Origin of the sequence: Synechococcus sp. HJ21-Hayes (assembly GCF_024345835.1) — a bacterium.
In the GTDB taxonomy this organism is placed as follows: Bacteria; Cyanobacteriota; Cyanobacteriia; order PCC-6307; family Cyanobiaceae; genus Vulcanococcus.
Window position 1 is genome coordinate 46,804 of record NZ_JAGQBW010000015.1, and the last position, 23,952, is coordinate 70,755.

The 23,952-nt window shown below is 67.6% G+C and carries 27 protein-coding genes; 22 read left to right on the forward strand and 5 right to left on the reverse strand.

Going from position 1 to position 23,952, the window contains the following annotated elements; all coding sequences use genetic code 11:
• Window positions 1–6 precede the first annotated feature (6 nt).
• From crtL to gyrA, 3 genes are read right to left on the reverse strand one after another with little or no spacing between them, the layout of a single operon-like run.
• On the reverse strand, window positions 7–1,284 hold the full coding sequence (gene crtL, locus KBZ14_RS12025; protein WP_399211233.1) for a lycopene beta cyclase: 1,278 nt from the start codon (window positions 1,282–1,284) through the stop codon (window positions 7–9).
• Window positions 1,266–1,619, reverse strand: coding sequence for a hypothetical protein (locus KBZ14_RS12030; protein WP_255118573.1), 354 nt, complete (start codon window positions 1,617–1,619; stop codon window positions 1,266–1,268). Before KBZ14_RS12030 ends, crtL begins: the two co-directional genes overlap by 19 nt.
• A 6-nt stretch (window positions 1,620–1,625) precedes the next feature.
• Complete coding sequence (gene gyrA / locus KBZ14_RS12035) at window positions 1,626–4,235, reverse strand: DNA gyrase subunit A (protein ID WP_255118574.1); 2,610 nt, start codon at window positions 4,233–4,235, stop codon at window positions 1,626–1,628.
• A gap of 45 nt (window positions 4,236–4,280) precedes the next feature.
• Between gyrA and KBZ14_RS12040 the strand changes: the two genes are divergently transcribed.
• The 7 genes from KBZ14_RS12040 (at window position 4,281) to rsmD (ending at window position 9,936) form a co-directional block, all read left to right on the forward strand.
• Entirely contained in the window at window positions 4,281–5,411 is a 1,131-nt protein-coding gene (locus KBZ14_RS12040) for a homocysteine biosynthesis protein (protein WP_255118575.1), read from the forward strand.
• A gap of 84 nt (window positions 5,412–5,495) precedes the next feature.
• The gene (locus KBZ14_RS12045) at window positions 5,496–6,098 is read left to right on the forward strand and encodes a CAAD domain-containing protein (RefSeq protein ID WP_255118576.1); all 603 of its coding nucleotides are present in this window, start codon (window positions 5,496–5,498) and stop codon (window positions 6,096–6,098) included.
• A 72-nt stretch (window positions 6,099–6,170) separates the two neighbouring features.
• Complete coding sequence (locus KBZ14_RS12050) at window positions 6,171–7,334, forward strand: GuaB3 family IMP dehydrogenase-related protein (protein WP_255118577.1); 1,164 nt, start codon at window positions 6,171–6,173, stop codon at window positions 7,332–7,334.
• A 210-nt stretch (window positions 7,335–7,544) separates the two neighbouring features.
• Complete coding sequence (gene trxA / locus KBZ14_RS12055) at window positions 7,545–7,868, forward strand: thioredoxin (protein ID WP_255118578.1); 324 nt, start codon at window positions 7,545–7,547, stop codon at window positions 7,866–7,868.
• A 117-nt stretch (window positions 7,869–7,985) separates the two neighbouring features.
• Entirely contained in the window at window positions 7,986–8,717 is a 732-nt protein-coding gene (locus KBZ14_RS12060) for a hypothetical protein (protein WP_255118579.1), read from the forward strand.
• The gene (gene hisH, locus KBZ14_RS12065; RefSeq protein WP_255118580.1) at window positions 8,714–9,340 is read left to right on the forward strand and encodes an imidazole glycerol phosphate synthase subunit HisH; all 627 of its coding nucleotides are present in this window, start codon (window positions 8,714–8,716) and stop codon (window positions 9,338–9,340) included. Before KBZ14_RS12060 ends, hisH begins: the two co-directional genes overlap by 4 nt.
• The gene (gene rsmD, locus KBZ14_RS12070; RefSeq protein ID WP_255118581.1) at window positions 9,337–9,936 is read left to right on the forward strand and encodes a 16S rRNA (guanine(966)-N(2))-methyltransferase RsmD; all 600 of its coding nucleotides are present in this window, start codon (window positions 9,337–9,339) and stop codon (window positions 9,934–9,936) included. The genes hisH and rsmD overlap by 4 nt, the downstream gene beginning before the upstream one ends.
• Window positions 9,937–9,955: 19 nt before the next feature.
• Here the strand turns inward: rsmD and petG are convergent, their stop codons facing one another.
• A complete protein-coding gene (petG, locus tag KBZ14_RS12075; protein WP_255118582.1) occupies window positions 9,956–10,069 on the reverse strand; it encodes a cytochrome b6-f complex subunit V in 114 nt (37 codons plus the stop codon).
• A 76-nt stretch (window positions 10,070–10,145) separates the two neighbouring features.
• On the opposite strand from petG, the gene KBZ14_RS12080 reads away from it, so the two are divergent.
• The 14 genes from KBZ14_RS12080 to KBZ14_RS12145 all read left to right on the forward strand — a co-directional run bounded on the left by KBZ14_RS12080 (window position 10,146) and on the right by KBZ14_RS12145 (window position 21,620).
• Complete coding sequence (locus KBZ14_RS12080) at window positions 10,146–10,532, forward strand: c-type cytochrome (protein WP_255118583.1); 387 nt, start codon at window positions 10,146–10,148, stop codon at window positions 10,530–10,532.
• Window positions 10,529–11,287: an RNA methyltransferase gene (locus tag KBZ14_RS12085; protein WP_255118584.1), complete on the forward strand. Its 759-nt coding sequence runs from the start codon at window positions 10,529–10,531 to the stop codon at window positions 11,285–11,287. The genes KBZ14_RS12080 and KBZ14_RS12085 overlap by 4 nt, the downstream gene beginning before the upstream one ends.
• A 28-nt stretch (window positions 11,288–11,315) precedes the next feature.
• On the forward strand, window positions 11,316–12,422 hold the full coding sequence (locus KBZ14_RS12090; RefSeq protein WP_255118585.1) for a serine hydrolase: 1,107 nt from the start codon (window positions 11,316–11,318) through the stop codon (window positions 12,420–12,422).
• On the forward strand, window positions 12,419–13,783 hold the full coding sequence (locus tag KBZ14_RS12095; protein WP_255118586.1) for a DUF3370 domain-containing protein: 1,365 nt from the start codon (window positions 12,419–12,421) through the stop codon (window positions 13,781–13,783). The genes KBZ14_RS12090 and KBZ14_RS12095 overlap by 4 nt, the downstream gene beginning before the upstream one ends.
• Complete coding sequence (gene bchI / locus KBZ14_RS12100) at window positions 13,780–14,868, forward strand: magnesium chelatase ATPase subunit I (protein WP_255118587.1); 1,089 nt, start codon at window positions 13,780–13,782, stop codon at window positions 14,866–14,868. The genes KBZ14_RS12095 and bchI overlap by 4 nt, the downstream gene beginning before the upstream one ends.
• Window positions 14,868–15,332: a crossover junction endodeoxyribonuclease RuvC gene (gene ruvC / locus KBZ14_RS12105; protein WP_255118588.1), complete on the forward strand. Its 465-nt coding sequence runs from the start codon at window positions 14,868–14,870 to the stop codon at window positions 15,330–15,332. The genes bchI and ruvC overlap by 1 nt, the downstream gene beginning before the upstream one ends.
• Before the next feature lie 4 nt (window positions 15,333–15,336).
• A complete protein-coding gene (locus tag KBZ14_RS12110) occupies window positions 15,337–15,921 on the forward strand; it encodes a 5-formyltetrahydrofolate cyclo-ligase (protein WP_255118589.1) in 585 nt (194 codons plus the stop codon).
• Between the two features lie 87 nt (window positions 15,922–16,008).
• Window positions 16,009–16,251: a hypothetical protein gene (locus tag KBZ14_RS12115; RefSeq protein WP_255118590.1), complete on the forward strand. Its 243-nt coding sequence runs from the start codon at window positions 16,009–16,011 to the stop codon at window positions 16,249–16,251.
• A gap of 10 nt (window positions 16,252–16,261) precedes the next feature.
• Window positions 16,262–16,723 carry a cupin domain-containing protein gene (locus KBZ14_RS12120; protein WP_255118591.1) on the forward strand — a complete coding sequence of 154 codons (462 nt, stop codon included), beginning with the start codon at window positions 16,262–16,264 and terminating at the stop codon, window positions 16,721–16,723.
• Window positions 16,723–17,142: a SufE family protein gene (locus tag KBZ14_RS12125; RefSeq protein ID WP_255118592.1), complete on the forward strand. Its 420-nt coding sequence runs from the start codon at window positions 16,723–16,725 to the stop codon at window positions 17,140–17,142. The genes KBZ14_RS12120 and KBZ14_RS12125 overlap by 1 nt, the downstream gene beginning before the upstream one ends.
• 70 nt (window positions 17,143–17,212) lie before the next feature.
• Window positions 17,213–18,520, forward strand: a complete 1,308-nt coding sequence (locus tag KBZ14_RS12130; RefSeq protein WP_255118593.1) for a homoserine dehydrogenase — start codon at window positions 17,213–17,215, stop codon at window positions 18,518–18,520.
• A 257-nt stretch (window positions 18,521–18,777) separates the two neighbouring features.
• On the forward strand, window positions 18,778–18,981 hold the full coding sequence (locus KBZ14_RS12135; RefSeq protein ID WP_255118594.1) for a DUF8657 domain-containing function: 204 nt from the start codon (window positions 18,778–18,780) through the stop codon (window positions 18,979–18,981).
• Between the two features lie 90 nt (window positions 18,982–19,071).
• Complete coding sequence (locus KBZ14_RS12140; RefSeq protein WP_255118595.1) at window positions 19,072–20,604, forward strand: ABC transporter substrate-binding protein; 1,533 nt, start codon at window positions 19,072–19,074, stop codon at window positions 20,602–20,604.
• Window positions 20,601–21,620, forward strand: coding sequence for an ABC transporter permease (locus KBZ14_RS12145; protein WP_255118596.1), 1,020 nt, complete (start codon window positions 20,601–20,603; stop codon window positions 21,618–21,620). The genes KBZ14_RS12140 and KBZ14_RS12145 overlap by 4 nt, the downstream gene beginning before the upstream one ends.
• A 10-nt stretch (window positions 21,621–21,630) precedes the next feature.
• Here KBZ14_RS12145 and KBZ14_RS12150 read toward each other — a convergent pair whose 3' ends face one another.
• The gene (locus KBZ14_RS12150) at window positions 21,631–23,178 is read right to left on the reverse strand and encodes an alpha/beta hydrolase (RefSeq protein ID WP_255118597.1); all 1,548 of its coding nucleotides are present in this window, start codon (window positions 23,176–23,178) and stop codon (window positions 21,631–21,633) included.
• Between the two features lie 140 nt (window positions 23,179–23,318).
• On the opposite strand from KBZ14_RS12150, the gene KBZ14_RS12155 reads away from it, so the two are divergent.
• The coding region (locus KBZ14_RS12155) for an MFS transporter (protein WP_399219647.1) at window positions 23,319–23,952 on the forward strand (634 nt) is incomplete at its 3' end.

Genomic DNA, 23,952 nt, shown 5'->3' on the forward strand with positions numbered 1-23,952 from the left:
GGGACCTTATGGCCTGATCAAGCGCCCCAGAAGCGCCAGCTCGCGTCCCTGCTGCTGCATCAGCCCCCAGCGCACACGCCAGGGGGCCACGACGAACAATCGCAACATGGCAGCAATGAGCTGGGGAAGGCTGAGGGTGTTAGTGAGGAAGCCAAACCACTGCTCCGCCGGGAGGCTGAAGAAGGTGGCGAAAAAGGCCCGTAGCTGATCCTCGGGGTATCGCATCAGCTTCTCCAGGCCAAAGCGATACAACGCATGCTTGCGTTGCAGCTCGAGGGGCCAAAGGGCCTGCCAGGCTTGGTGCGACAGCTGATCAATCGATAGCTCAGGCTGCCTCAATCCAGCGGCGATCGCCTCAGCCAGGGCAGGAGCTCGGCGCAACAGCGAACCCACCATATAGCCCGATGCAGGATGAACCATCGAGGCGGAACCGCCAAAGGCCAGCACCCGCTGCCGAACATCCGGCAGCGGCAGGTTCATCGGAAACAGACAGTGCTCCTCGTGTTGCACGTCCAGGACATCGACACCGCGGTGAGCTAATCGCCGCAGCAGTCGGTCCTTGAGCAGGTCGTAAGGAACCGCTGGCGCCAGCGCCAGGGACGTTTCCTCCACGAAAAACATCCCCTCACCGACATCCATCGCATAGAGGAAGGTGGGAGGGCCGCAGCGGCGCTCCGCCTCACTGAGGTGGTCGCAGCGATAGTCCATCAGCACGAACTGCCCGGGATTCACCGGTGGCAGTGAGAAGCGGCCCACGATGCCGTAGGCAGCCTGGCCTGCCACCGGCCCCTCATCGGGACGCTGCACAAAGGCCGCCCTGTGGCCACTGGCATCGATCACCAAACGGGCCGCGATCAACGCGCCATCCGCGGTGAGCACCCTGGAGCCGCGAGCATCGTGCTCAATGGATGCCGCCACACCACGCTGCCAATCCACACCGCCGCGCAGACACTGCGCAAGCCAGTGCTGCTGCAGGGCGGTTTTATCAAACAGGCCGTAGTCGATGCCGTGTTGCACGGCGGAACTGGCGACGGCATCGCCGAAGTAGCTCCGGGTGTCACTCCAGCGATGGCCCAAGAGATGCTGCAAGCCCAACGCATCCACCTCAGGCCCCCAAACCCCATAGGTGTTGGGCCAAGGAGCGGCAGGGTCGTCCGGGGCCAGACCCTGCACGGCCAGACCGCGCTCAGCCAAAGCGCCGGCAATGCACAGGGCAGCAGGCCCTGCGCCGATCACCAGCACCTCAACAGGCTCAGCAGGCTGCCTCACAGGGCCAGCTCCCATACGGCTCTGTTGTTGGCCTGCAGGCTCGCCGCCTCCGCCACCAGCTCTTGCAAGGGCCGCCCCTGGCTTGTGCCCAGGGCTGCAAGATCCACGGGCGTAAACACGGCGGTGGCGTCACCGCAGAAGCACAAATAGGGAAAGTGGACACTGGCATCGCGGGAGCGGAGGGCCCGGATGCCGCTATCACTGGCCTGGCCTTTCCAGATCGTGGTATCGCCACAAGGCTGCTGCGAGAAGGTGAGCTCGCCCTTGTCGATGCTGGTGGTGGCCAGGCCCAGCACGTCCCGCTGAATCAGGTCGCTCACTGTGTTGGCGCTCCAGAACTCGACCGCCATCCGCGATCAGGCCTCGGTGCTGGCGCTGGCAGCCGCAGGGGCTTCCAGCTCGGTCTCCTCGGGAGCGGGGGGCACTAGCACCACTTCGGAGAGGCGGTCGCCGGAATCCAGCTTCTGCAGCCGAACGCCGGTGGCCGCTCGCGACTGCTGGGGCACTGCATCGGCCTGCATGCGCACAATCACACCCCGCTCGCTCACCAAGAGGAGCTCCTCACCGGCCCCCAGCACCTTGAGGCCCACGAGCACGTCGCCATCGCGCCGGAACTTCATGCAGCGCAGGCCCATACCCGCCCGCTTCTGCAGCCGGAACTGATCCACCGGCACCCGCTTGCCCAGGCCGCTGGCCGAGGCCACCAGCACCCAGGGGCCTTCGCTGGGAGCCAGCTCCTCGCTGTCGCCCTCGTCATCCTCGCCAGCGGCGGCACCTTCCACCCGATCGGCGAGTTCCACCGGCAGCACATCCATGCTCACCAACTGATCGCCCGGCCGCAGGTTCATGGCACGAACGCCGCGGGCCGTGCGGCCCAAGGGACGGAGCTCCTCATCACTGAGGCGGAAGTGGATGGTCATCCCATTGCGGGAGCCGATCAACACGCTGTCGCCTGGGAGGGCCAGGCGCACCCAGGTGAGGGCATCGCCCTCCTCGAGGGAGATGGCGATCAAACCGTTGGAGCGGATATTGCCAAAGGCGGAAAGCCGCGTGCGCTTCACATAGCCACCGCTGGTGAGCATCACCAGCACCATGTTGTCTTCGAAGGCGCTCACTGCCAGCAGCGAGGTGATCAACTCCTCCCGCGGGATGGGCAGCAACTGCACGATCGGCGTGCCCTTGGCCGCCCGGCTACACATCGGAACCCGGTAGGCCGGCACGGAGTACACCACACCGCGATCACTGAACAGCAGCAGGGAATCGTGGTCGTTGCAGCTGATGAACAGCTTCACGGCCTCTTCACCATGGCTCTTGGTGCCGGCCTTGCCACGGGTACCGCGGCTCGTGGCCTCAAACTCACTCACCGGCATCCGCTTGAGATAGCCGTTCTCGGTGAGCAGCACCACTGAGCGCTCGTTGGCGATCAAGTCGATGTCCTCGAGCCCACCCTCGAGGTCGAGGATCTCGGTGCGACGGGGCGAGTCGTAGCGGGTGCGGATCGACTGCAGCTCTTCGGTGATCAGGGCCAGGACCCGCTCCTTGCGGGCCAGGATGTCCTTGTAGTCGGTGATCTTGGCGAGCAGGTCCTCGTGCTCCAGGCGGATCTTGTCGGCCTCCAGGGCCGTGAGCCGCCGCAATTGCATCTGCAGGATGGCGTCGGCCTGGATCTCACTGAGGCCAAACTGGTCCTGGAGCTCCTGGCGGGCGGTGGCGGTGTCCGCCGCGCTGCGGATCAGGGCAATGATCGCGTCGAGGTTATCGAGCGCAATCAGCAGGCCGAGCAGAATGTGGTCGCGTTCCTCGGCTTTGCGCAGCAGATAACGGGTGCGGCGCTCGATGGTCTCAACGCGGAACTCAAGGAACACCTCGAGCATCTTGCGCAGGGTGAGCAACACCGGCTCCCCCTTCACAAGCGCCAGCATGTAGGCACTGAAATTGCTCTGTAGAGGAGTGAGTTTGAACAGGTTGTTCAACACCACCTGCGGGTAGGCATCCCGCCGCAGTTCAATCACGATCCGCATGCCATCGCGATCAGATTCATCGCGGATGTCGGCGATGCCCTCGAGCTTCTTGTCGTTCACCAGTTCGGCGATGCGCTCGATCAGGCCCGCCTTGTTGGTCTGGTAAGGCAACTCGGTGATGATCACCGCATCGCGGTCGGGGCGGCCCTTGCCCTCCACGGTCTCGATCTGGGCCACGCCCCGCATGGTCACCGAACCGCGGCCGGTGCTGTACATCTCGCGGATCCCCCGCCGGCCGAGGATCTGCCCCCCGGTAGGGAAGTCCGGCCCCGTGATGAGTGCCGTCAGTGCCCGGTCCTCAAGGCCTGGGTTGGCGATCAGGGCCAAGAGGCCGTCGATCAGCTCAGTGAGGTTGTGGGGTGGGATGTTGGTGGCCATCCCCACGGCGATGCCCGTGGAGCCGTTCAGCAAAAGCTGGGGGATGCGGGCAGGCATCACCGTGGGCTCCTGCTGGGACCCATCAAAATTGTCGATGAAATCGACGGTCTCGCTCTCGATGTCCTCGAGCAGGCTGTCGGTGGTGAGGGCCCGCAGCCGCGACTCGGTGTAGCGCATGGCCGCCGGCGGATCGTTGTCCACCGAGCCGAAGTTGCCATGCCCATCGATCAAGGGCATGCGCATGGAGAAGTCCTGCGCCATCCGCACCAAGGCGTCGTACACCGCCGTGTCGCCGTGGGGGTGGTACTTACCCAGCACCTCACCCACCACACGGGCGCATTTGCGGTAGGGCCTGTCGCTAGTGAGGCCCAGCTCGTACATCGCGTACAGAATGCGGCGATGCACCGGCTTGAGGCCGTCGCGGGCATCGGGCAGGGCCCGGCCCACGATCACGCTCATCGCATACTCCAGATAGGAGCGCGACATCTCGTTGCGCAGGTCCGCCTGGATGATCCGCCCGTCGGAGTCTCCGGGAGTGAGTTCTCCGGGTCCGCTTGGATCCGCCATTCAAGACCGCCTTCGTTAGAACGCATTTTATCGACTGTTCCGCCAATGACCTCGTCACCGCGGACTGAAGTTGACCTGCAGGATCGCCAGCGGCAGGGAACGCTGCGGGTTTGCACGGTGGCGGCCTTCCAGCAGCTGGTGGCCGCAGCGGGGATCACGGCGGCCTTCGAGGCCACCGATGTGGTGGTGGCCGCCAATGCGGAGTTCCACGACCAAGCCAGCCTGGTGCTGCAGCTGGGGCCCAGCGATCCCCCGATCCGCATCCGCCGTTTTCGTCTGGGCGGAGCCGAGGGCATCGGCGGGCACGGCAGCACGGATCTGGTGCTGCCCCTGGGGAGAGGAGGCGCCCAGGTGCTGGCCTCGCTGCTGGCGGGGCACGATCTCCCCCTGAGTGCCAGCGGAGACCCCACGGCATTGCAGCCGCGTCAAGAGCTGGAAACCAGGCTCAGCCTGGATCGCATCGGCGCAGGCCGGCTGCTGCTCCACCGCGGCATCAGCGAAAACGGCGTGGTAGCGGTGAGCAGCGCCGAAGGGCTCACCCGCACCCCCTGGGGGCCGTTGCTGGGGCCCTTCGCCACGGCCCTTTACAGCTGCGGCGGCAGCGGCAGCATCGGGCTGGCCATGCCGGGCCTCTCGCTGCTAGGCCCCGGTTCACCGGTACTGGTGGGGGGAGCGATCGGCTGGGTCACCGGCTGCGGCAGCGGCCACAATCCGGCTGTCCGGCGCCTGGTCAGCGGCCATGCCGCCAGCCCGGGCATGAGCTGCAGCCTGGAGGTCAACCTGCATGCCCTGCGGCCGGAGTGGGTGCGCGCCGCTGCTATGGAGGGCCACGGCACCAGTTTGCTGGTGGCCATCGCCGCTCCGATTCCCCTGATCAACCCGAGCGTGGCCCAGCAGGTGGCCAGCACGAATGCAGACCTGGAAGCCCCGGTGCTGGACTTCGCCATCCCGCGCCGGATCAAACCCAGCTTTGGCTCCATCAGCTACGCCCAGCTCAAGCAGGGCAACCTGCTGCTGAATGGGCACCCGCTGCGCTGCGCTCCGGCCCACAGTCCGCGCCTGGCCGCCTCCATCGCCGCCGAACTGTGCAACCAGCTGCAATCCGGACAGTTCCCCCTGCGCCTCCCCCTGCTTCCCCTGAGCCAGCGGCCCGCCCTGGTGCCCCTGGAGGGATGAACAGACTGAAGCACCGGCTCTCCGCACCACCCTCAGCACGGAAACGGCCGTAAGCTCCCCCATCGTTGAATCCACTGCGGACCCATGGCTGACGCTTCCTCCCCGTTGCCGCAGCCGCAGCAAGAGCCGGAGCAACTGGTGGAGCAGCCGGCAGACCCGCAGCCTGAACCGACCCTCCAGCAGCCCTTCGCCACCGAGACAGCTCGAGCCATGGAGGTTGTGCACCTGGGTGGCCCTACGGCGGAGGCAGAGCCCGCCTCTGAACCCACTCCGGAACCGGCTCCTGAACCCGTGGCCGTGCCCGAGGTGCCCACGGTGGTGAGCACCATGGAGGTGCCAGCCCTGGAACGGCCCAGCGGCGGCGACGCGGAAGGAGGCGAATGGGACCTGCTGCTTGACAAGCTGCGCCAGTGGATCGCCAGCGGCCAGCTGCAGCAGATCTGGCAGACATCCCGCACACCACTCACAGCCGCCGCCGGCCTGATCGGCCTGCTGCTGGTGCTACGCATCTACGGCGCTTTGCTGGGGGTGTTGGATAGCCTGCCGCTGCTACCAGGCCTGCTGGAACTCGCCGGCCTGGTGGCCGTGGTGCGCTTCAGCCTCAGCAATCTGGTGCGCAGTAGCGACCGCGGGAAGGTGATCGCCAACGTGAAAGGCCGCTGGGCTGCGTTTCGCGGCAATCGCTGAGAACAGCTCCCCTGGCAGGGAGTGGCTGGTCGGGCCGGTTGATAGCTTGGCCCGATTGCGTCAAGGTCTCCGGTGGACATTCAGCTCGGCCGCTCCCGTACCGTTCGCCGCGCCTACGGCATCGATGAAATTGCCCTAGTGCCGGGTGGCCGGACAGTGGATCCTGCTGTAACGGACAGCAGCTGGACCCTGGGCGGCATCACTCGCGAGATCCCGATCATTGCCAGTGCCATGGATGGCGTGGTGGACGGGGGCATGTGCGTGGAACTCACCAAGCAGGGGGCCCTAGGGGTCCTCAACCTGGAGGGTGTCCAGTGCCGCTACGACGACCCCAACCCAGCGCTGGACCGCATTGCCGCGGTTGGCAAGGACGAGTTCGTTCCCCTGATGCAGGAGCTCTACAGCCAACCGGTGCGGGAAGACCTGATCCGCCAGCGCATTGCCGAGATCAAGGAGAAGGGCGGCATCGCCGCGGTGAGTGCCACTCCGGTGGCGGCCCTCAAATTCGGAAAGGCCATCGCCGAAGCCGGAGCTGACCTCTTCTTCGTCCAGGCCACGGTGGTGAGCACCGAGCACGTCGGCCCCGAGGGCCAAGAAACCCTGGATCTCGAAGCCCTCTGCCGCGACTTTGGCGTGCCCGTGGTGATCGGCAACTGCGTCACCTACGACGTGGCCCTCAAGCTGATGCGCGCCGGCGCCGCCGGCGTGATGGTGGGCATCGGCCCCGGTGCCGCCTGCACCAGCCGCGGGGTGCTGGGCATCGGCATTCCCCAGGCCACCTCGGTGGCGGACTGTGCCGCCGCCCGCGACGACTACCAGCGCGAGAGCGGCCGCTACGTGCCGATCGTGGCCGACGGCGGCATCGTGACGGGCGGTGACATCTGCAAGTGCCTGGCCTGCGGCGCCGATGCCGTGATGATCGGCTCACCGATCGCCCGGGCCGCCGAGGCCCCCGGCCGCGGCTTCCACTGGGGCATGGCCACGCCGAGCCCGGTCCTACCCCGTGGCACTCGCATCAAGGTGGGTACCACCGGCAGCCTCGAGAAGATCCTGCGGGGCCCCGCCGGCCTCGACGACGGCACCCAGAACCTGCTGGGCTGCATCAAGACCTCCATGGGCACCCTCGGCGCCCGCACCCTCAAGGAGATGCAACAGGTTGAGGTGGTCGTGGCCCCCTCCCTGCTCACCGAGGGCAAGGTTTACCAAAAGGCCCAGCAGCTAGGCATGGGCAAGTAAAGGCCGGCGTTAGCCTCGAGGCGTGCGGGCTTCGGCCCACACACTCCTCACACCCCCTGGCCCGGCGCGTCCGGGCTTTCTGTCTTCCGGTGCAGGCGCACCAAGCAGCCACCACCCACGGTTACAACCTCGACGGTTACGACTTCAAGGGTGGCTGCATGCAACGCCGAACAGCGTTGCTAGATTCCCAAAACCCTGATCCCTCCTCGGATGTCCAGCGCCGCTGCCGTCACCGACGCCTCCTTTGAGCAAGACGTGCTCAAGAGTGATGTGCCCGTGCTGGTGGACTTCTGGGCCCCCTGGTGCGGCCCCTGCCGCATGGTGGCTCCCATCGTTGATGAGATCGCCAAGGAATTCGAGGGCAAGATCAAGGTTTTCAAGCTGAACACCGACGAGAATCCCAATGTGGCCAGCCAGTACGGGATCCGCAGCATCCCCACCCTGATGGTGTTCAAGGGCGGCCAGAAGGTGGACACGGTGGTGGGCGCCGTTCCCAAGACCACCCTCGCGGGCACGATTTCCAAATACCTCTGATCAGCTTCCCTGCGTTCCACCAGGTCTGCCCTCGCTCCCTCGGAAGAAAGTCAACTGGAGGCCCTGGCTGTTCTGCTGCTGGGCCATCCACAGCGCCGTTCCATTAATTCCAGCATCGTGAGTTTGCTGGAAATCTCGCGCACCAGCAGCGATCTCGATGAGTTGTGGCTGATCAGTGGAGCCCTTGCAGACATTCGCGACGGCTTCCACGTGTTTCAGCACCACCACCACACCCGCAAGGTTGCGGTGTTTGGTTTGGCCAGAACCCAGCCCTCTGACCCCTCCTACCAACTCGCCGAGGAGTTAGCGGCAGAGGCCGTGCAGCGAGGGTCTGAGGTGATGACCGTGATACAGACGGGGCGCACCCCGCCCATGCACTTGGTGATGCTCGCTCCGACCGGCGACGACTTCTGGCCAAGCTGGCTGGGGGACATGCAGAAGGTAGTGGTGAACCGCGGCCTGATCTCCGCGGAGGACACTGCCCTGCTCAAGCAGGCCCGCAGCGCCGCTGAGGCCATGGATCACGTATCGCAGTTCTACCGGGTGTTCCATACTGCCCAGTTCGCTGAAGACGTGATGGAGCTGTTGCTCCACAGCGCCATTTCCGCCGAGACCCTCCACAGCCTCAACCATGACTTCGACGCCCTGGTGCAGGAAGGCGCCATCAGCCAGGGCGAGAGTTGTGATGCCCACGGCATCCTGCGGCACTGCCTGCGCTTCCATCTCGATAAGCGCCGCATGGGCCTGCTCTATCGCATGATCGACCGCCTCAACGGCCTGGAGCTGCTCGCCGCGGCCGCGATCGAACAACCTGGCCAACGTCTTTGCGCCACACCACCACGCCCATGACCCGCATCGGCCTGATCGACTACGGCATGGGCAACCTGCACTCGGTGCAGCGGGCCTTCGAGCGGCTGGGGGCCGAGGTAACAACCGTGCCTTCCCCTGCCGCCATGGCATCCTGCGCAGCCCTAGTGCTGCCGGGCGTGGGGGCCTTCGATCCAGCGATGGAACGGCTGCAGGCCTCGGGGCTCGTACCGGCCATCCAGGCCTGGTGCGCCGCTGGCCGGCCCCTGCTGGGCATCTGCCTGGGCTTGCAGCTGCTGTTCGAAGCCAGCGATGAGGGCAGCGCCAGGGGCCTGGGCCTGATCCGGGGGCGCGTGACCGCGCTGCCCCGCAGTCCCGGGCATCCCATTCCCCACATGGGCTGGGCACCCCTGCTACCCGCCAGCCCCAGCCCACTACTGCCCGAAGGAGCCCCTCCTGCCTGGGTGTATTTCGTGCATTCCTACGCCGCAGTGCCCAGCAATCCGGCCTGCATCACCGGCCGGGTGGCCTTCGGCGACGTGGCCGTGACAGCCGCCCTCTGGCAGGGCGCCGTAGCCGCCTGCCAGTTCCATCCGGAGAAATCGAGCCTGGCGGGCCAGCTGATGCTGCAGCGCTGGCTGAACTGGGTGGCCCAGCCGTCATGAGCCTGCGCCTGAGCGGCGGCCGCAAACTGCAGAGCCCGCCCGGCAGCCTGGCAAGGCCCACGCCCTCCCGGGTACGACTGGCGGTGATGAACATGCTGGCCACAGAACTGCCCGGAGCCTTCTGGCTGGATCTGTTCTGTGGCAGCGGTGTCATGGGCTGCGAGGCCCTGCAAAAAGGGGCGGCAGCCGTTGTGGCCGTTGATCAGGACCGGCGCATGCAGGCCACAACCCGCAAAAATCTCGAAGCCGTGGCGAGAGGGTTGCCCCAACCCGTAGCGGTGGAGGTGGTGGCCCAGGAGGTGCTGCGCTGGCTGGGGGCGGGGGCGCTGGAGCGCTGCAGCGGCTCGCCGATGGCCCAGGGCTTTGATCTGATCTATGCCGATCCGCCCTACAGCGCTGAGCTCTACGGGGCCGTGGCCGCCGCGGTGATGCAAGGCAGCTGGCTCAAACCGGGAGGCCTACTGCTGTGGGAACACGCAACAATGACCCAGCCCGAAGTTCCTCCAGGCTGGATCGCTGTGAAGCACAAGCGCTATGGCACGAGCTCCGTCTTGATGCTGAAGCAACGCAAGACGCTGGACAGCCACCAGCACTGAGAGCCAGTGGCCCCGTGGATCAGCCCCCCAGGGCGCCACCACGGCGGTACTGGTTCCAGGCGGCCACAAACAGACCGGTAAGGGTCACGGGAATCAGACCGAGCACGATGCCGCAGAGCAGGGGTTCGATCATGGGTCTGGTGCAACCGGTAGGCGTTGCACAATTCTCCCACGGCCCGGGTGGGCAGTGTGACCACCGCGCAACAACTGTGACCGCAGAGCCAACGCCAACCCCCACCGATGGCCCCAAGCGGGGCTTGATCTCCGCCCTGGTGCTGCTGGCCACGGCCTGTGTGGTCCTGGTGCTGGCCTTTGCCTTGCCGGCAGCCCGCAGCGATCCCTACACCCGCAGCACGTTGCAACTGGGGGGCTCAATGGAGCGCGGGGAGCAGCTGTTTCTGATCAACTGCGCCGGCTGCCATGGCATGGCCGCCCAAGGGCTGGTGGGCCCCAACCTGCATGGCGTGGCCGAGCGGAAGAACAACCGGCAGCTGATCCAGCAGGTGGTGAGTGGCCGCACGCCCCCGATGCCCCGCTTCCAACCGGAGCCCCAGGCCATGGCCGACCTGCTCTCCTATCTGCATCAGCTCTCGTGACGCTGGCGGTGGTGCTGGTGGAGCCGGCGGGCCCCCTCAATGTGGGCAGCGTGGCCAGGCTCTGCGCCAATTTCGCCATCGATCAACTGCGCCTGGTGGCCCCCCGCTGCGACCACCTGGGGGACGAAGCGCGGCGCATGGCTGTGCACGGTGGCTGGCTGCTGGAGCAAGCCACCCTGTTCCCCGACCTGGCCTCGGCCGTGGCCGATTGCCGCCGAGTGGTGGCCACCAGTGGCCGCATCGAGCAGGAGGGCCTGCCCCTGAGCGGCCCCCAGGAAGGACTGCGCTGGCTACTGGCCGGCCGTGATGCCGATGACAGCACCACGGCTTCCCCCACGGTGGCGGCCCTGGTGTTCGGCCGGGAGGACCGGGGCCTGAGCAACGATGAACTGCTGCAGGCAGGACGGGTGCTGCGCATCGCCACCGGCCCGGCCTACGCCTCACTAAACCTCTCCCACGCCGTGGCGATCTGCCTGCACGAGCTGCAGCAGCAGCGCCAGGCCCCGGCGCCGGCCATGCCCCCAGGCTGCGAGCTGACCGGAGAACCCTCTGCCAGGGGCAACCTCGAGGCGGTGCTGGCCGACGCCGAAGCGCTGCTGCTGGATGTGGGCTTCCTCTATCCCCATACCGCCCACGCCCGCATGGCCAAAGTGCGCGCCCTGCTGCAACGGGCCCAAGTGAGCGACGAGGACGTGGCTCTGGTGCGCGGCATGGTTCGCCAACTGCGCTGGGCAGCCACCAGAGAGACCCCTTAAGGTCTGGCCCGATCCCGTTCCGATCAGCGTGAGCTCCAGTCGCCCCCCTCGCCCTGGCAACGGCAGCGCCTGGGGCCCACCCCTGCGGCTGGTGTTGCGCCTGCTGGTGATGGGTGTGGGGCTCGGGCTGATCAGCGGCACGGTGTTGAAACTGCTGGCGCCACGGCTGGCCCAGGGCGCCGTGGACATGCCCCGGGCCAATCCCAGCGCCACCTCCCCCCTGCAACCCCTGCAGCGGGGCCTCAACCTCGGGCGCTTTGAGCCCCGCACCGAACTCACGGCCCTGAGCCAGAAATGGGCGCAACTGGCCGCCGTTCACAAGGACCTCAAGGCCAGTGGCTACCTGCTCGTGCTGGACGACGGCCGCTTTGCCCAGCTCCAGGCCGAACTTCCCCTGCCGGCCGCCAGCGCGATCAAGACGCCGATCCTGCTAGCGGGCCTCGAGGATCTCGACGCCGGCAAGCTGCGCTGGAACGAACCCCTGCCGCTCACGAAGGAGGTCATGGGAGGTGGGGCAGGCTGGATGGCCAGCAAACCCCTCGGCACCCGATTCCCCTTCTACGAGGCGGCCATGGAAATGATCCGGGTGAGCGATAACAGCGCCACCAACCTGTTGATCAAACGGCTCGGGGGCAAGACGACCCTCAACGCCCGCTTCCAGGCCATGGGGCTGAGCGGCACGGTGATCAACAACTGGCTGCCGGATCTCGACGGCACCAACACCACCACTTCCCACGACCTAGCCCGGGCCATCGCCCTGGTGGACACCGGCGAAAAACTCAGCCCGCGGGCCCGGGATCTGTTCCGCGAAGTGATGGGCAAATCCCGCACCAATACCCTCCTGCCCCTGGGCCTGTTGATGGGCCTGGGGGGCGACTCCCCCGATCCCGACAGCGACCTGCTGGCCCATGGCGTCACCGTGCTCAACAAGACCGGTGATATCGGCATTGCCTACGCCGATGGCGGCCTGATCGAACTGCCCAATGGGCAACGGGCCGTGGCGGCCTTCATGGTGAAGGGCCCCTTCAACGATCCGCGCTCCACCGACCTGATCCGAGCCATGGCGGCAGAAGTGGCGAAAACACTGATCGGCCGCAGCAGCAGTAGTTCCCAGCCCCGAGCGACCAACCCATGATTCCCCCCCTGCTGCTGGCGGCAACACCGCCCCCTGCTGCCCCCACCACGCTGGTGCGCCCCCAGACCGTGGCCCCCTTGCCTGGTGCTCTGGACGGAGTGCTGATGCTGAATGACAACAACCCGGAGCTGATCACCGCACCGGGCATTCTGCTCTCCACCTTCCCGGCGGCCGGGCGACCTGAACCGAGAGCCCACCTGGATGTGGCTCTCAACGGTCGCTTCGACCTGTTCAGCCACCACGTGTACGCGGGCAAGCCCGAGAGCCTCGACTCCACCCTGTGGCTGGCGGTTCTGGCCCAACCCCGTGGCACCGAGCCCGTGACACTCAAGTTACTGGCGGGCTCCACCGCCCTGTCCCAGGCCACGGACCGGGTGCAGCCATCGGCGCCATTCCTGCCCCTGCCGGCCGTGCTGCCCCAGGACGGCAGCACCTTCTCAGGCCCCGGCAGCCGGGTGGCCACGGAACTGCTGATCCGCCAGCGCAGCCCGCTGCTGCCCGATCAGTGGCAACTGCCGCCAAACCGGGCCACCACCCTGGTGGTGCTGCCCCTGCCGGTGAAAGGCCTCGACCCCCTACTCAACGGCCGCAACCTGCAGCTGCGGCTGGTGAGCAGCGGACCGGTGAGTGTGGCCACGCTGGCAGCCTTCGGCACGGGCGACCAGCCGCCCACGCCGGAGAGCTGGGCCCCCATGCTGAACGGCCCCCTGAGCCCCAAGGAGCACACCCCAACACCTCGGGGCAGCAAGGGCCAGCTGATCTACTCACGCGTCAGCGGCGTACAAGTGGGCAGCATCTGGCGCACCAGCCTCACCGACCCCGGCAAGCGCTGGCTGAGCGCCTCCCGCGCGCCCATCTCCTGGCCGATCAGCTCCCTGGAACGGGGCAGCCTGGGCAGCGGCCAGGTGCAAACCGCCGAACTGCAGGCCCTCTATCCCGGCACCGCCTGGGCGGCCCATGGCAACTACGGCGTGGAGTACGACCTCTCCATCCCCCTGCGCAACGACAGCAAGGCCCCGCTGCAGCTGCAGTTGGCCTTCGAATCACCACTCAAATCCGACCAGCCCCTGGGCGGGTTGCGCTTCAACACCACCCCGGCGAAGGCCGTGATGTTTCGCGGCACGGTGGAGGTGAGTGGCTTGGACGACGGGACCGGCAAACCCATGGGCCGGCGCGGTTTCCACCTGATCCAACGGGCCGGCCAGCAGGGGCCGGCCCTGGGCACGGTGAGCCTGGCCCCCGGGGCCCAGCGGCAGCTGCAGGTGCGGCTGATCTACCCGGCCGATGCCACCCCGCCCCAGGTGCTGAGCCTGTTGCGTGTGAAACAATCGCCAACAAACCCAGCCAGCAGCCAACCGTGACGCAAGCCCGCAAGCGCCGGGTCTTCCCCTTCACCGCGATCGTGGGCCAGGAGGAGATGAAGCTGGCCCTACTGCTCAACGTGATCGACCCGCGCATCGGCGGCGTGATGATCATGGGCGACCGGGGCACCGGCAAATCCACCACCATCCGCGCCCTGGCCGACCTGCTGCCCGAGATCGACGTGGTGGCCGGCGATCCCTACAACAGCTCGCCCCAGGATCCAGATCTCCAGAGCGCCGAGGTGCGCCTGCGGGCTGAGCACGGCGAGGCACTGTCCACCGAGAAGCGCCAGGTGCCGATGGTGGACCTGCCCCTGGGCGCCACCGAAGACCGCCTCTGCGGCACCATCGACATCGAGAAGGCACTCAGCGAGGGCGTGCGGGCCTTTGAGCCAGGCCTCCTGGCCAAGGCCAACCGCGGCCTGCTTTACGTGGACGAGGTGAACCTGCTGGACGACCACTTGGTGGACGTGCTGCTGGATTCGGCCGCTTCCGGCTGGAACACCGTGGAACGCGAGGGCGTGAGCGTGCGCCACCCGGCCCGCTTCGTGCTGATCGGCTCCGGCAACCCCGAGGAAGGTGAACTGCGGCCTCAGCTGCTCGATCGCTTCGGCATGAGCGTGGAGGTACGCACCGTGCGCGATCCCGAACTGCGGGTACAGGTGGTGGATCAGCGCACCAGCTTCGACAACGACCCCGACGGCTTCAACAACGGCGTGCAGCCCACCCAGGATGCACTTCAGGCCCGGGTGGTGGAAGCCCAGAACCGCCTGCCGCACGTGCAGATCGACGACGACCTGCGCATCCGCATCTCCGCCATCTGTGGGGAGCTGGATGTGGATGGCCTGCGGGGCGACATCGTGACCAACCGCGCAGCCCGGGCCCTAGCAGCCTTGGAGGGCCGCACGGAAGTTACTGAGGACGACGTGGCCCGGGTGGCAGCCTGCTGTCTGCGCCACCGCCTGCGTAAGGATCCGCTCGAGCAGATCGACTCAGGCGACCGGGTTGTGAAGGTGTTCTGCAAGGTGTTCGAACGGGCTGAAGCCAGCGATCGCCGCCAATTCGAGCTGGCCCTCGCCGCCTAGTGCGCATCCTCGGCATCGATCCCGGCCTGGCCCGCGTGGGCTACGGGGTGATCGACACCGGCGGAGGCGTGCAGCAGATGCTCGATTGCGGCATCATCCGCACCGATCCCGGCACCAGCGAAGGCGATCGCATGGTGGAAATCGCCCGGGATCTGCGGGTACTGATCCGCACCTGGCAGCCCCAACTGGCAGCGGTGGAGAAGTTTTTCTTCTACCGCTCCAGCACCACCATCTCCGTGGTGCAGGCCCGCGGGGTGGTGATGATGACCCTGGCCCGCTTCCGGGTGCCGGTGGTGGAGTTCCCCCCCATGCAGATCAAGCTGGCCATGGCCGGCCATGGCCACGCCGACAAGCACGACGTGCTGGCCGCCGTGATGCGTGAGCTCAACCTCAGCGATCCCCCCCGGCCCGACGACGCAGCCGATGCCTTGGCCGTGGCGCTCACCGGCTGGTTCCAGCGCTGAGGCCGTGGACACACAGCCGCCCGCCCCAACCAAGCCCCTCCTGCGCCAGCACTACCGCTCCCGCCGTGGGGCGCTGCTGGCGGCAACAGAGGCACCGCTACTAGCCCTGGCGGCCGAGCATCTAGCGAACTGGATCCCTGCAGACCGCAGGCTTGGGCTCTACTGGCCCCTGCCGGGGGAAGCCGATCTGCGGCTCCTCAGCCAACACCCCCCCCTGCAGGGGCGCCTGGCCCTGCCCCGAATCGAGGCCGGGCGGTTGCACTACCGCCCATGGCAGCCAGGCGATCCCCTGACGCCGGACGACGCCCGCATTCCGGCCCCAAGCACAGGGCCGCTACTGGAGCCTGAGCACCTAGGCCTGGTGCTGGCACCGGCCCTGGCCTTCGACTGCGCGGGCATCCGCCTGGGCTACGGCGGTGGCTGGTTCGATCGCCTGCGGACTGATCCTGCGTGGCGGGCGATCCCGGCCCTGGCGGTGCTGCCCAGCGGCTGCCTGGTGGAACGGTTACCCCGCGACGCCTGGGACATTCCCTTCCACGGCTGGCTGGATGAAACCGGACTCCACTGGCTGAAGCTGGCCTCGGCTTGAGGTTGCAAGCTATGTAACGGCCCCCCACGATCGGCGCTCGAACCCCGGCCATTTGCCAGGATCAGGGCATCGAACAGCTCAGCCGCAGTGGATCTTCAGGCCAACGACGCGTTCCTATCTGCCACTGCCGCGGGTCGCGCCGGAAGCACCACCAAGCGCGGACCCAGCATCAGGCTCTCCGCAGGCACGGCCGCTGAGCAGGTGCTGGCCTCGGAGCTGAAGAACCGCAACGAGCCCTCGGATGCCCTGTCCATGATGGTGAGTTCAATGGTGCGCATGGTGCAGGCCGGTAAAACGAAGAGCACCGGCAGCCGCTGGTCCGCCTCCTGAGGTTCACGCCATGTCCCGCCAGCTGATCGCCCCCCTGCTCGGCCTCGGCCTGCTGGTCGCACCGGCCACAGCCCGGGCCCACGGCATCGAGAGCAGTCTCACCAGGCTGCAGGCCCTGAGTGATGAGCTCACGTTGCAGAGCCAGTTCTCGAGCGGCGAACCCACCCGTGACGCCGTGGTGCGCCTGGTGCCTCCGGGTGGTGCCCCCATCGAGGTGGGACGCACGGACGCCCAGGGGCAACTGAGCTTTGCCCTGCCCAAAGGTGCCAGTGGCGACTGGGAGGTGCAGGTGGATGGCGGCGCAGGCCATCGCGACTACCTGGAGATGCCTGTGGAGGGCGGCCAGGCCCAACTCGATCGGGTGAGCCAGCACCATGCCCGCCCCTTGGGCCTGGCTTCGCTGGCGGGTCTCGGTGGCCTCGGAGCCGCTGCCATGCTGCTGGGATTGCAGCGCATCCGACGCCCCCGTTAATGGCCACCGGCAGCGAGAAGCTCGATCAGATTGTTGAGCGGCTGAAGACCACCAGTGATCCCAAGCGCCGCTACGAGTACGTGCTCTGGCTGGCCAAGAAACTGCAACCCCTGCCGGATGACTACCGCAACGACGCCTTCAAGGTGAAGGGCTGCGTGTCCCAGGTGTTTGTGGTGGGGCAGCTGGTGGACGGCAAGCTCCACTGGCAGGGCGATTCTGATGCCGCCATCACTAAGGGGCTGTTGGCCCTGTTGATCGAGGGGCTGGAAGGGCTCGAGCCCAGCGCCGCCGCCAAGCTCGATCCCAGCTTCCTGGCGGAGACCGGTCTGCAGGGGAGCCTCACGCCATCCCGAGCTAACGGCTTCCTGAACATCCTCAAGATGATGCAGGCCCAGGCCCAGGCTCTGGCTGACGGCTGACGGCTGACGGCTGACGGCTGACGGCTGACGCTCAGATTTCTAGGATCGCCGCTTTCACGGACACGCAGGCATGACCATCGGCATCGGCTTGCTCGGGCTCGGCACTGTGGGCGCCGGCGTGGCCGGCATCGTGGCCAGCCCGGAGGGGCGCCATCCGCTGGTGGGCAACCTGGCCCTGCGGCGGGTGGCGGTGCGGGATCTCAGCCGCCCGCGGCCGGTGGAGCTGCCGGCCGAACTCCTCACCACCGACCCCGAAGCGGTGGTGGACGACCCTGCCGTGGACATCGTGGTGGAGGTGATGGGCGGCCTCGAGCCGGCCCGCAGCCTGATTCTGCGGGCGATTGCCGCCGGCAAACCGGTGGTGACGGCCAACAAGGCCGTGATTGCCCGCTACGGCGAGGAGATCGCCGCCGCGGCCGCCGCCAAGGGCGTGTACGTGCTGATCGAAGCCGCCGTGGGCGGCGGCATTCCGATCATCGAGCCCCTCAAGCAATCCCTGGGTGGCAACCGCATCCAGCGGGTGAGCGGCATCATCAACGGCACCACCAACTACATCCTCAGCCGCATGGCCGATGAGGGTGCGGCCTACGAGGCGGTGCTGGCCGATGCCCAGCAGCTCGGCTACGCCGAGGCTGACCCCGCCGCCGACGTGGAAGGCGGCGATGCCGCCGACAAGATCGCCATCCTCTCGGGCCTGGCCTACGGCGGATCGATCGAACGGGCCGCCATCCCCACCGAGGGCATCAACAAGCTGAATTCCCGCGACGTGAACTACGCCGCCCAGCTGGGCTACGTGGTGAAGCTGGTGGCAACGGCCCAGTTCCTTGGCGCCGATCCCGACGGCACGGTGCAGCTGGATGTGCGGGTGAATCCCACGCTGCTGCCCAAGGAACACCCCCTGGCAGGCGTGCATGGCGTGAACAACGCGATCCTGGTGGAGGGCGACCCCGTGGGCCGGGTGATGTTCTATGGCCCTGGCGCCGGAGCAGGCCCCACCGCGTCTGCCGTGGTGGCCGACATCCTCAACATCGCTGGCATCCGCGAGGTGGGCGGGCCCAACGCCGGCCTGGATCCGCTGCTGGCGGCCAATCGCTGGCGCCAGTGCCGGCTCGTGGATGCCGGCCTAACCCAGCACCGCAATTACGTGCGCCTGCAGACCGGCGACCAGGCCGGCGTGATCGGCAAGATCGGCAGCTGCTTCGGTGAGGAACAGGTGTCGATCCAATCGATCGTGCAATTCGAAACCAGCGGCAGCGGCACCGCCGAGATAGTAGTGATCACCCACGAGGCACCGGAGGCCCGCTTCAGGGCAGCCCTGAGCGCCATTGAGGCCCTCACGGACGTGGAGAGCGTGGCGGCTTGCCTGCGCACGTTGTAGGGAACACCGTCCCTGGCAGTCGCACGGCACTCTGATGCAAAGTGGAAGCAAATCCGTAGACGGTTCGTCCCAATCCCCGCGTCACGCCACCATCCACCGCCGCGCTTGAACCGCAGCGCTCCATGGGAATCCCCTGACGCATCCCTCTTTTTGTAACGAGCCGAACACTTCACTGCGGAGCGGCGCGGAACTGTGGCATCACCACCCCTTCCTGCCCGCCTTCCCGCTTCCCCTTCGATTCATCAACCCGCCACGCCATGACGCTGCATCAGGGTGACTGCATCCAGCTCACAAGCGACGACCACACGTATCAGGTGATCGGCGTCGACGACCGCCACGACCGCTGCTGGGTGCGCCGTTGGCCCCTGGCCCGCCACGGGTCTCCCGTCTTTGAAATTTCACTGCAACAGGTGGCCGCCACCGGCCACGCCCATCCGCCCCGCAAGCTCCAAGGGGCTTGAATACAGCCGCCTCACCTGCGTGGCCTGTCCAGGCCTGACCCCATCCGCCCCGCACCTCGCCACGCCATCGGTCTTGGGTTTGCGGCCCTGATGCTGCCGCTGGTCGGATGCCTGCCGCCCAAGCCAGAGGGTGAGCTGGTGGTGGCCAACAAGAGCAGCCTGGACTCGGTTGATCCGGTGGATGTAACCACCTTCGCCGGCACCCAGCTGCTGAGCGCCGTTGGCGATCCCCTCTACGCCAGTGACCCCGGCGGCCGCACCCTGCCACGCCTGGCCACGGCCCTGCCCCAGCTCTCCGCCGATGGCCGCATCGCCCGCATCCCCCTGCGCCGGGATGTGCGCTTCCACGACGGCACCCGCTTTGATGCCGCCGCCATGGTGTTCAACCTGGAGCGCTTCCGCGCCCTGGGCAAACTCGGCTACCTGCTGGACGACCGCATTGAGACCGTGCGAGCCAGGGGCCCGTACGAGCTCGAACTCCAGCTGAAGCGTCCCTACAGCGCCCTGGCGGCGCTGCTGAGCTCCATCAACCTCACGCCGGTGTCACCGGCGGCCTACCGCAACCACGCCAAGCGCTCCCTGGCCAACCGCTTCGTGGGTACGGGCCCCTACCGACTCACGGGCTACACGCCCCAGCACCAGAAACTGGCCCCGTTTGCGGGCTACTGGGGCGAACCGCCCCGCAACCGCGGCATTCACCTGGTGACGCTGAGCAACTCCACGGCCCTGTTCGGGGCCCTGAGCAGCGGGGAAGTGGACGTGCTGCTATCCCAGGGGCTGGAGAGCGATCAGCAGCGCTCACTGGCGGAGCGGGCCCGCCGCGGCCGTCTGGTGGAGGGCCTGGGCCCGGCCGTGGAGATCGGCTACCTCACCCTGCTGAGCGATCGGGCACCGCTCAACGATCCGCGACTGCGCGAGGCGGTGGCCCACAGCCTCAACCGCGAGCTGATCAGCCAGCGGGTGAGCTTCAACATGCGTTTACCCCTGCGCTCGCTAGTGCCCCCACCCCTGCCCGGTGCCGTCCCCCCGCCCTGGCCCGCTTACCAGCCCCAGCGCGCCAGGGCACTGTTCCGCCAGGCCGGCTACTGCAAAGGCCAGCGGCTCAGCCTGCCGCTCACGTTCCGCTCCAACGTTCCCGCCGATCGGCTGTTCGCCCTCACCTGGCAGGCCCAGTTGAAGCGCGACCTAGGCGACTGCGTGCAGCTGGACATCAGTGGGGTGGAATCCACCACCGCCTACCGGCAACTCGAGAAGGGCGCCTTCCCGATGATCCTGCTCGATTGGGTGGGGGACTATCCCGATGCCGACGTGTACCTGGCTCCGCTACTGGCCTGCGAGACGACCCAAGGCAACAGCTGCCTGAAGGGCAGCAGTGTGAGCTTCGGCAGTTTCTGGAGCGCCCCTGGCCTGCAGGGGCAGCTGCAGGCCAGCGAGGGTCTCAGGGGCCGTGCACGCTTGCAGATGCTGCAGGCGATCCAGCAGCGGGCGGCCCAGGGCAATGCCTACATCCCGGTGTGGCAGGTGGCGCCACGGGCCTGGGCCCAGCCCTGGCTGGCCCCCCCACTGTTTGATGGCTCCGGCCGGCTGGTGCTACAGGCCCTGCAGCGGAGGCTGCAGCCATGAGCCGGCGCAAGGATCTGCTGGCCTATCTCGCCAGCCGTCTGGCCCTGGTGCCGGTGATGTTGTGGCTGATCGCCAGCCTGGTGTTCCTGCTGCTGCGGGTCGCCCCTGGCGATCCGATCGATGCCCTTTTGGGCACCCGCGCACCCCAGGAAGCCCGCGACGCCCTACGCCAGCAACTAGGCCTGGATCAGCCACTGCTGGTGCAATACGGCCACTACCTCGCCGATCTATTGCGGGGGCAGTTGGGGGAGTCGCTCACCAACCAGGAACCCGTCACCGCCGTGATCGGCCGCAGCCTGCCCGCCAGCCTGGAGCTGGGGCTGGTGGCTCTGCTGATTGCCGCGGTGGTGGGCCTGGCGGTGGGCTTCAGCGGCATCGCCCGGCCGGAGGGCAAACTCGATCTCGGTGGCCGCCTCTATGGCATCGGCACCTATGCCCTGCCGCCATTCTGGGCGGCCATGGTGGTGCAACTGATCTTCGCGGTGTGGCTGGGCTGGCTGCCGGTGGGGGGCCGTTTTCCCCCCACCCTGGAGCCCCCGAGTGGCAGCGGCTTCTACCTGCTCGACAGCCTGCTGGCCGGTGGCGGCCCCCCCTTTTGGGGAGCCCTGCGCCACCTGGTGCTGCCGGCGAGCACCCTCGGCCTCCTGCTGAGTGGGGTGTTCGCCAATGCCCTGCGCCTCAACCTGCGCCGAGCCCTGGATTCCGACTACGTGGAAGCGGCCCGTAGCCGCGGGTTAAGCGAACGGCGCGTGGTGCTGCGCCATGCCCTGCCCAATGCGCTGCTGCCGGTGCTCACGATCACGGGCATCACCGTGGCGTCCCTGATCGGCGGGGCCCTGCTGATCGAGGTCACCTACTCCTGGCCAGGGATCGCCTTTCGGTTACAGGAGGCCATCAGCCAGCGCGACTACCCCGTGGTGCAGGGCATCGTGGTGGTGGTGGCCGCCCTTGTGGTAACCGTGAGTGTGCTGGTGGACCTGGTAGTGGCGCTGCTGGATCCCCGCATCTCGTTTTAACCCGTGGGCTTCAGGGAGCTGCCCGCAGAGAGGCCCGCCACTCCTGCGCCGCCTGGGCATCCAGCACATAGGCCTTCACCCCCCCCAGCTGGCGCTGCTGGGGGGGGATGCTGCGAGGCTGCTTCAAACCCTGCAGAAACTCGCTGCTGAAGCTGAGCATCAAGGCCTGTACCCGCTCGGGATCCACCCCCACCAGCTCCTCACCCAACTGGAACAGGGCCTGGTCGCCCCGGCGCAACCGCACGGGCGAAAAGTGGCTGCCGCCCTCCACCAGCACCAGGCGGCTGCTGGCCGTGGCCGCGGGCAGAAACAGCTGCAACTGTTCACTCAGGGGAGGAGTGATCAGGTCGAGGCTGCCCCCCAGCATCAGCACCGGGACCCCAATCCCCTGAAGTCCGCGATGGGGCCACAACAGGCTGCCGAAGCCGTTGAACGTCACCACCCCGGCGATGGGTTGGGCCAGCGGCACCGGGAGCGGCAGGTTCACCTGGCTCACCTGGCACTGCAGCAGCTGAGACAGATTGATCAGCGGTAGGTCGGCGAGGGCCCGCTTGCAGCGGCGCAGCAGGCCGGGCTCGGGCCGCAGCCCGGCCGCCAGCAAAGACGTGAGCCCCCCCAGCGAGTGGCCCATCAACACCACCGAGCCCCCCAGGCGAGGGAGCTGCCCCCGCGGCTGGGCCGCCACCACCGCCTGCATATCGAGCAGGCGATCGGGCAGGGTTTCGGCCCCTGGCGGCAGCCGCCGACCATCCAGAAGTTCCCGCACCGCCACCTCATCGCTGCCCGGGTGCTCCAACAGCAGCACCGACCAGCCGCGTTCCTGCAAGGCCGAGGCCAGCCAGGCCAGCTGGGCCGTGCTGCCCCCCAGGCCCGGGGTGAGCAGCACCCAGGGCTGCTGGGGGCGGACCTCGCGGGCCTGCCAGAGCTCCAGTGCCAGGGGCTGCTGCCGATGGGCCACCGACAGACTCAGCCGTTGAGGGGCCCGGGCAGGGGCAGCAGCGCCATCAGCCCTGGAGGCAGCCTCCAAGGCCAGGCCATCGGTAATGGGCAACAAGGCCCCCCGCTGTGGCAGGGCCAAGGCCCGCAGAGCCTGCAGGGCCTGCTGCTGTTGCTGGAGTTGGTGCCGCCACTGGGCCGCCAACTCCAGCAGGACATCCACGTGAAGGATGAGCCGTTGGCTGGGCACGGCCCGCAAGAGCTCGATGGTGGTGACCTGCGGCTGCGTGGCGAGCAACTGCTGCAAGGAGACCAGCAGGAGCGGCGCAGCGTTGCCCTGATCGGTGCTGATGAGACCCCCCACTTCCTCCAGCACCCGCTGACCCGCCCAGCTGTTGAGCAACTGCTGCCCTAGGGAGCGATCGCGCACGAGGGGGGCCCGCAACAGCCTCAGCAGGTCGTCTCGACTGTTGGGCTCAATCAGGGCAAGCCAGACGCCCAGATCACCCTGAGGACGACGGGGATCCCGGCTCCAGGCCTCCAACTCCCGGAGGTCCACCGGCACCCGCAGGCCATCGAGCTGCACCTCCAGCTGGTCTGCGGCACGGACCGGCCACGGCAAGGCAGCCCAAAGCCACGAACTGACAAGCAGACTGCGCACCACTACGGCGATGCGGCGACAGCGCGTTGGGACAGCCACAGAGGGAGTCAGCAAGCCGAAGCTGGTGGTTCCAGTTTCCCGCGCCGCTACGGGAACTGGCCATGGTTCGCCTGATGGCGAGCCTCGGCGCCGGTGGGGTGCTCTACCTAACGCCGATGGTGTTCCACCGGGAACACTTCTCCGCCGCGTCGGTGGGACTGGGCCTGGCCCTGGCCGCCCTCACCGGCACGGCGGGCCGCTTCGCCAGCGGCGCCCTGCTGGATCGGGGCCTGAACTGCTCGCTACCGGTGCTGCTGGCAGCGGCCACGGCTCTGCTCGCGGATGGCCTGCTGCTGCAGGCCGACACCTTCCCTGCCTACGTGGTTGGCCAACTGCTGCTGGGCACAGCCATGGGGCTGTACTGGCCCGCCATTGAACTGGCGGTTCCCCTGTGCTCACCACCGCTGAGCTCAGCCCGGGGTTACGCCCTGGCCCGCAGCGCCGATGCCCTCGGCATTGCCAGCGGGGCCCTGGGCGGTGCCGTGCTGGCGGCCCTGGGGCGGCTGCGAGGCATTTACGTGGTGGACATGCTCTGCCTGGTGGTGGTGGCCCACCTGCTGCTGCGCCGGCCGTTGCCCAGCCCCGCAGCGAGCCCCACCGGTGGGGTCAGGCTCCCATGGGGCCAGTGGTTGCCACCCCTGCTGCCGCTGCTGGCCCTCTCGGTGGTCGCCACCGCCATTCCAGCCCTGATGCAAA

Coding starts and splice junctions, on each gene's coding strand:
- crtL (WP_399211233.1), bottom strand. CDS start 1,284: ATGGGAGCTGGCCCTGTGAGGCAGCCTGCTGAGCCTGTTGAGGTGCTG.
- KBZ14_RS12030 (WP_255118573.1), bottom strand. CDS start 1,619: ATGGCGGTCGAGTTCTGGAGCGCCAACACAGTGAGCGACCTGATTCAG.
- gyrA (WP_255118574.1), bottom strand. CDS start 4,235: ATGGCGGATCCAAGCGGACCCGGAGAACTCACTCCCGGAGACTCCGAC.
- KBZ14_RS12040 (WP_255118575.1), top strand. CDS start 4,281: ATGACCTCGTCACCGCGGACTGAAGTTGACCTGCAGGATCGCCAGCGG.
- KBZ14_RS12045 (WP_255118576.1), top strand. CDS start 5,496: ATGGCTGACGCTTCCTCCCCGTTGCCGCAGCCGCAGCAAGAGCCGGAG.
- trxA (WP_255118578.1), top strand. CDS start 7,545: ATGTCCAGCGCCGCTGCCGTCACCGACGCCTCCTTTGAGCAAGACGTG.
- hisH (WP_255118580.1), top strand. CDS start 8,714: ATGACCCGCATCGGCCTGATCGACTACGGCATGGGCAACCTGCACTCG.
- rsmD (WP_255118581.1), top strand. CDS start 9,337: ATGAGCCTGCGCCTGAGCGGCGGCCGCAAACTGCAGAGCCCGCCCGGC.
- petG (WP_255118582.1), bottom strand. CDS start 10,069: ATGATCGAACCCCTGCTCTGCGGCATCGTGCTCGGTCTGATTCCCGTG.
- KBZ14_RS12095 (WP_255118586.1), top strand. CDS start 12,419: ATGATTCCCCCCCTGCTGCTGGCGGCAACACCGCCCCCTGCTGCCCCC.
- KBZ14_RS12120 (WP_255118591.1), top strand. CDS start 16,262: ATGTCCCGCCAGCTGATCGCCCCCCTGCTCGGCCTCGGCCTGCTGGTC.
- KBZ14_RS12125 (WP_255118592.1), top strand. CDS start 16,723: ATGGCCACCGGCAGCGAGAAGCTCGATCAGATTGTTGAGCGGCTGAAG.
- KBZ14_RS12130 (WP_255118593.1), top strand. CDS start 17,213: ATGACCATCGGCATCGGCTTGCTCGGGCTCGGCACTGTGGGCGCCGGC.
- KBZ14_RS12135 (WP_255118594.1), top strand. CDS start 18,778: ATGACGCTGCATCAGGGTGACTGCATCCAGCTCACAAGCGACGACCAC.
- KBZ14_RS12140 (WP_255118595.1), top strand. CDS start 19,072: ATGCTGCCGCTGGTCGGATGCCTGCCGCCCAAGCCAGAGGGTGAGCTG.
- KBZ14_RS12145 (WP_255118596.1), top strand. CDS start 20,601: ATGAGCCGGCGCAAGGATCTGCTGGCCTATCTCGCCAGCCGTCTGGCC.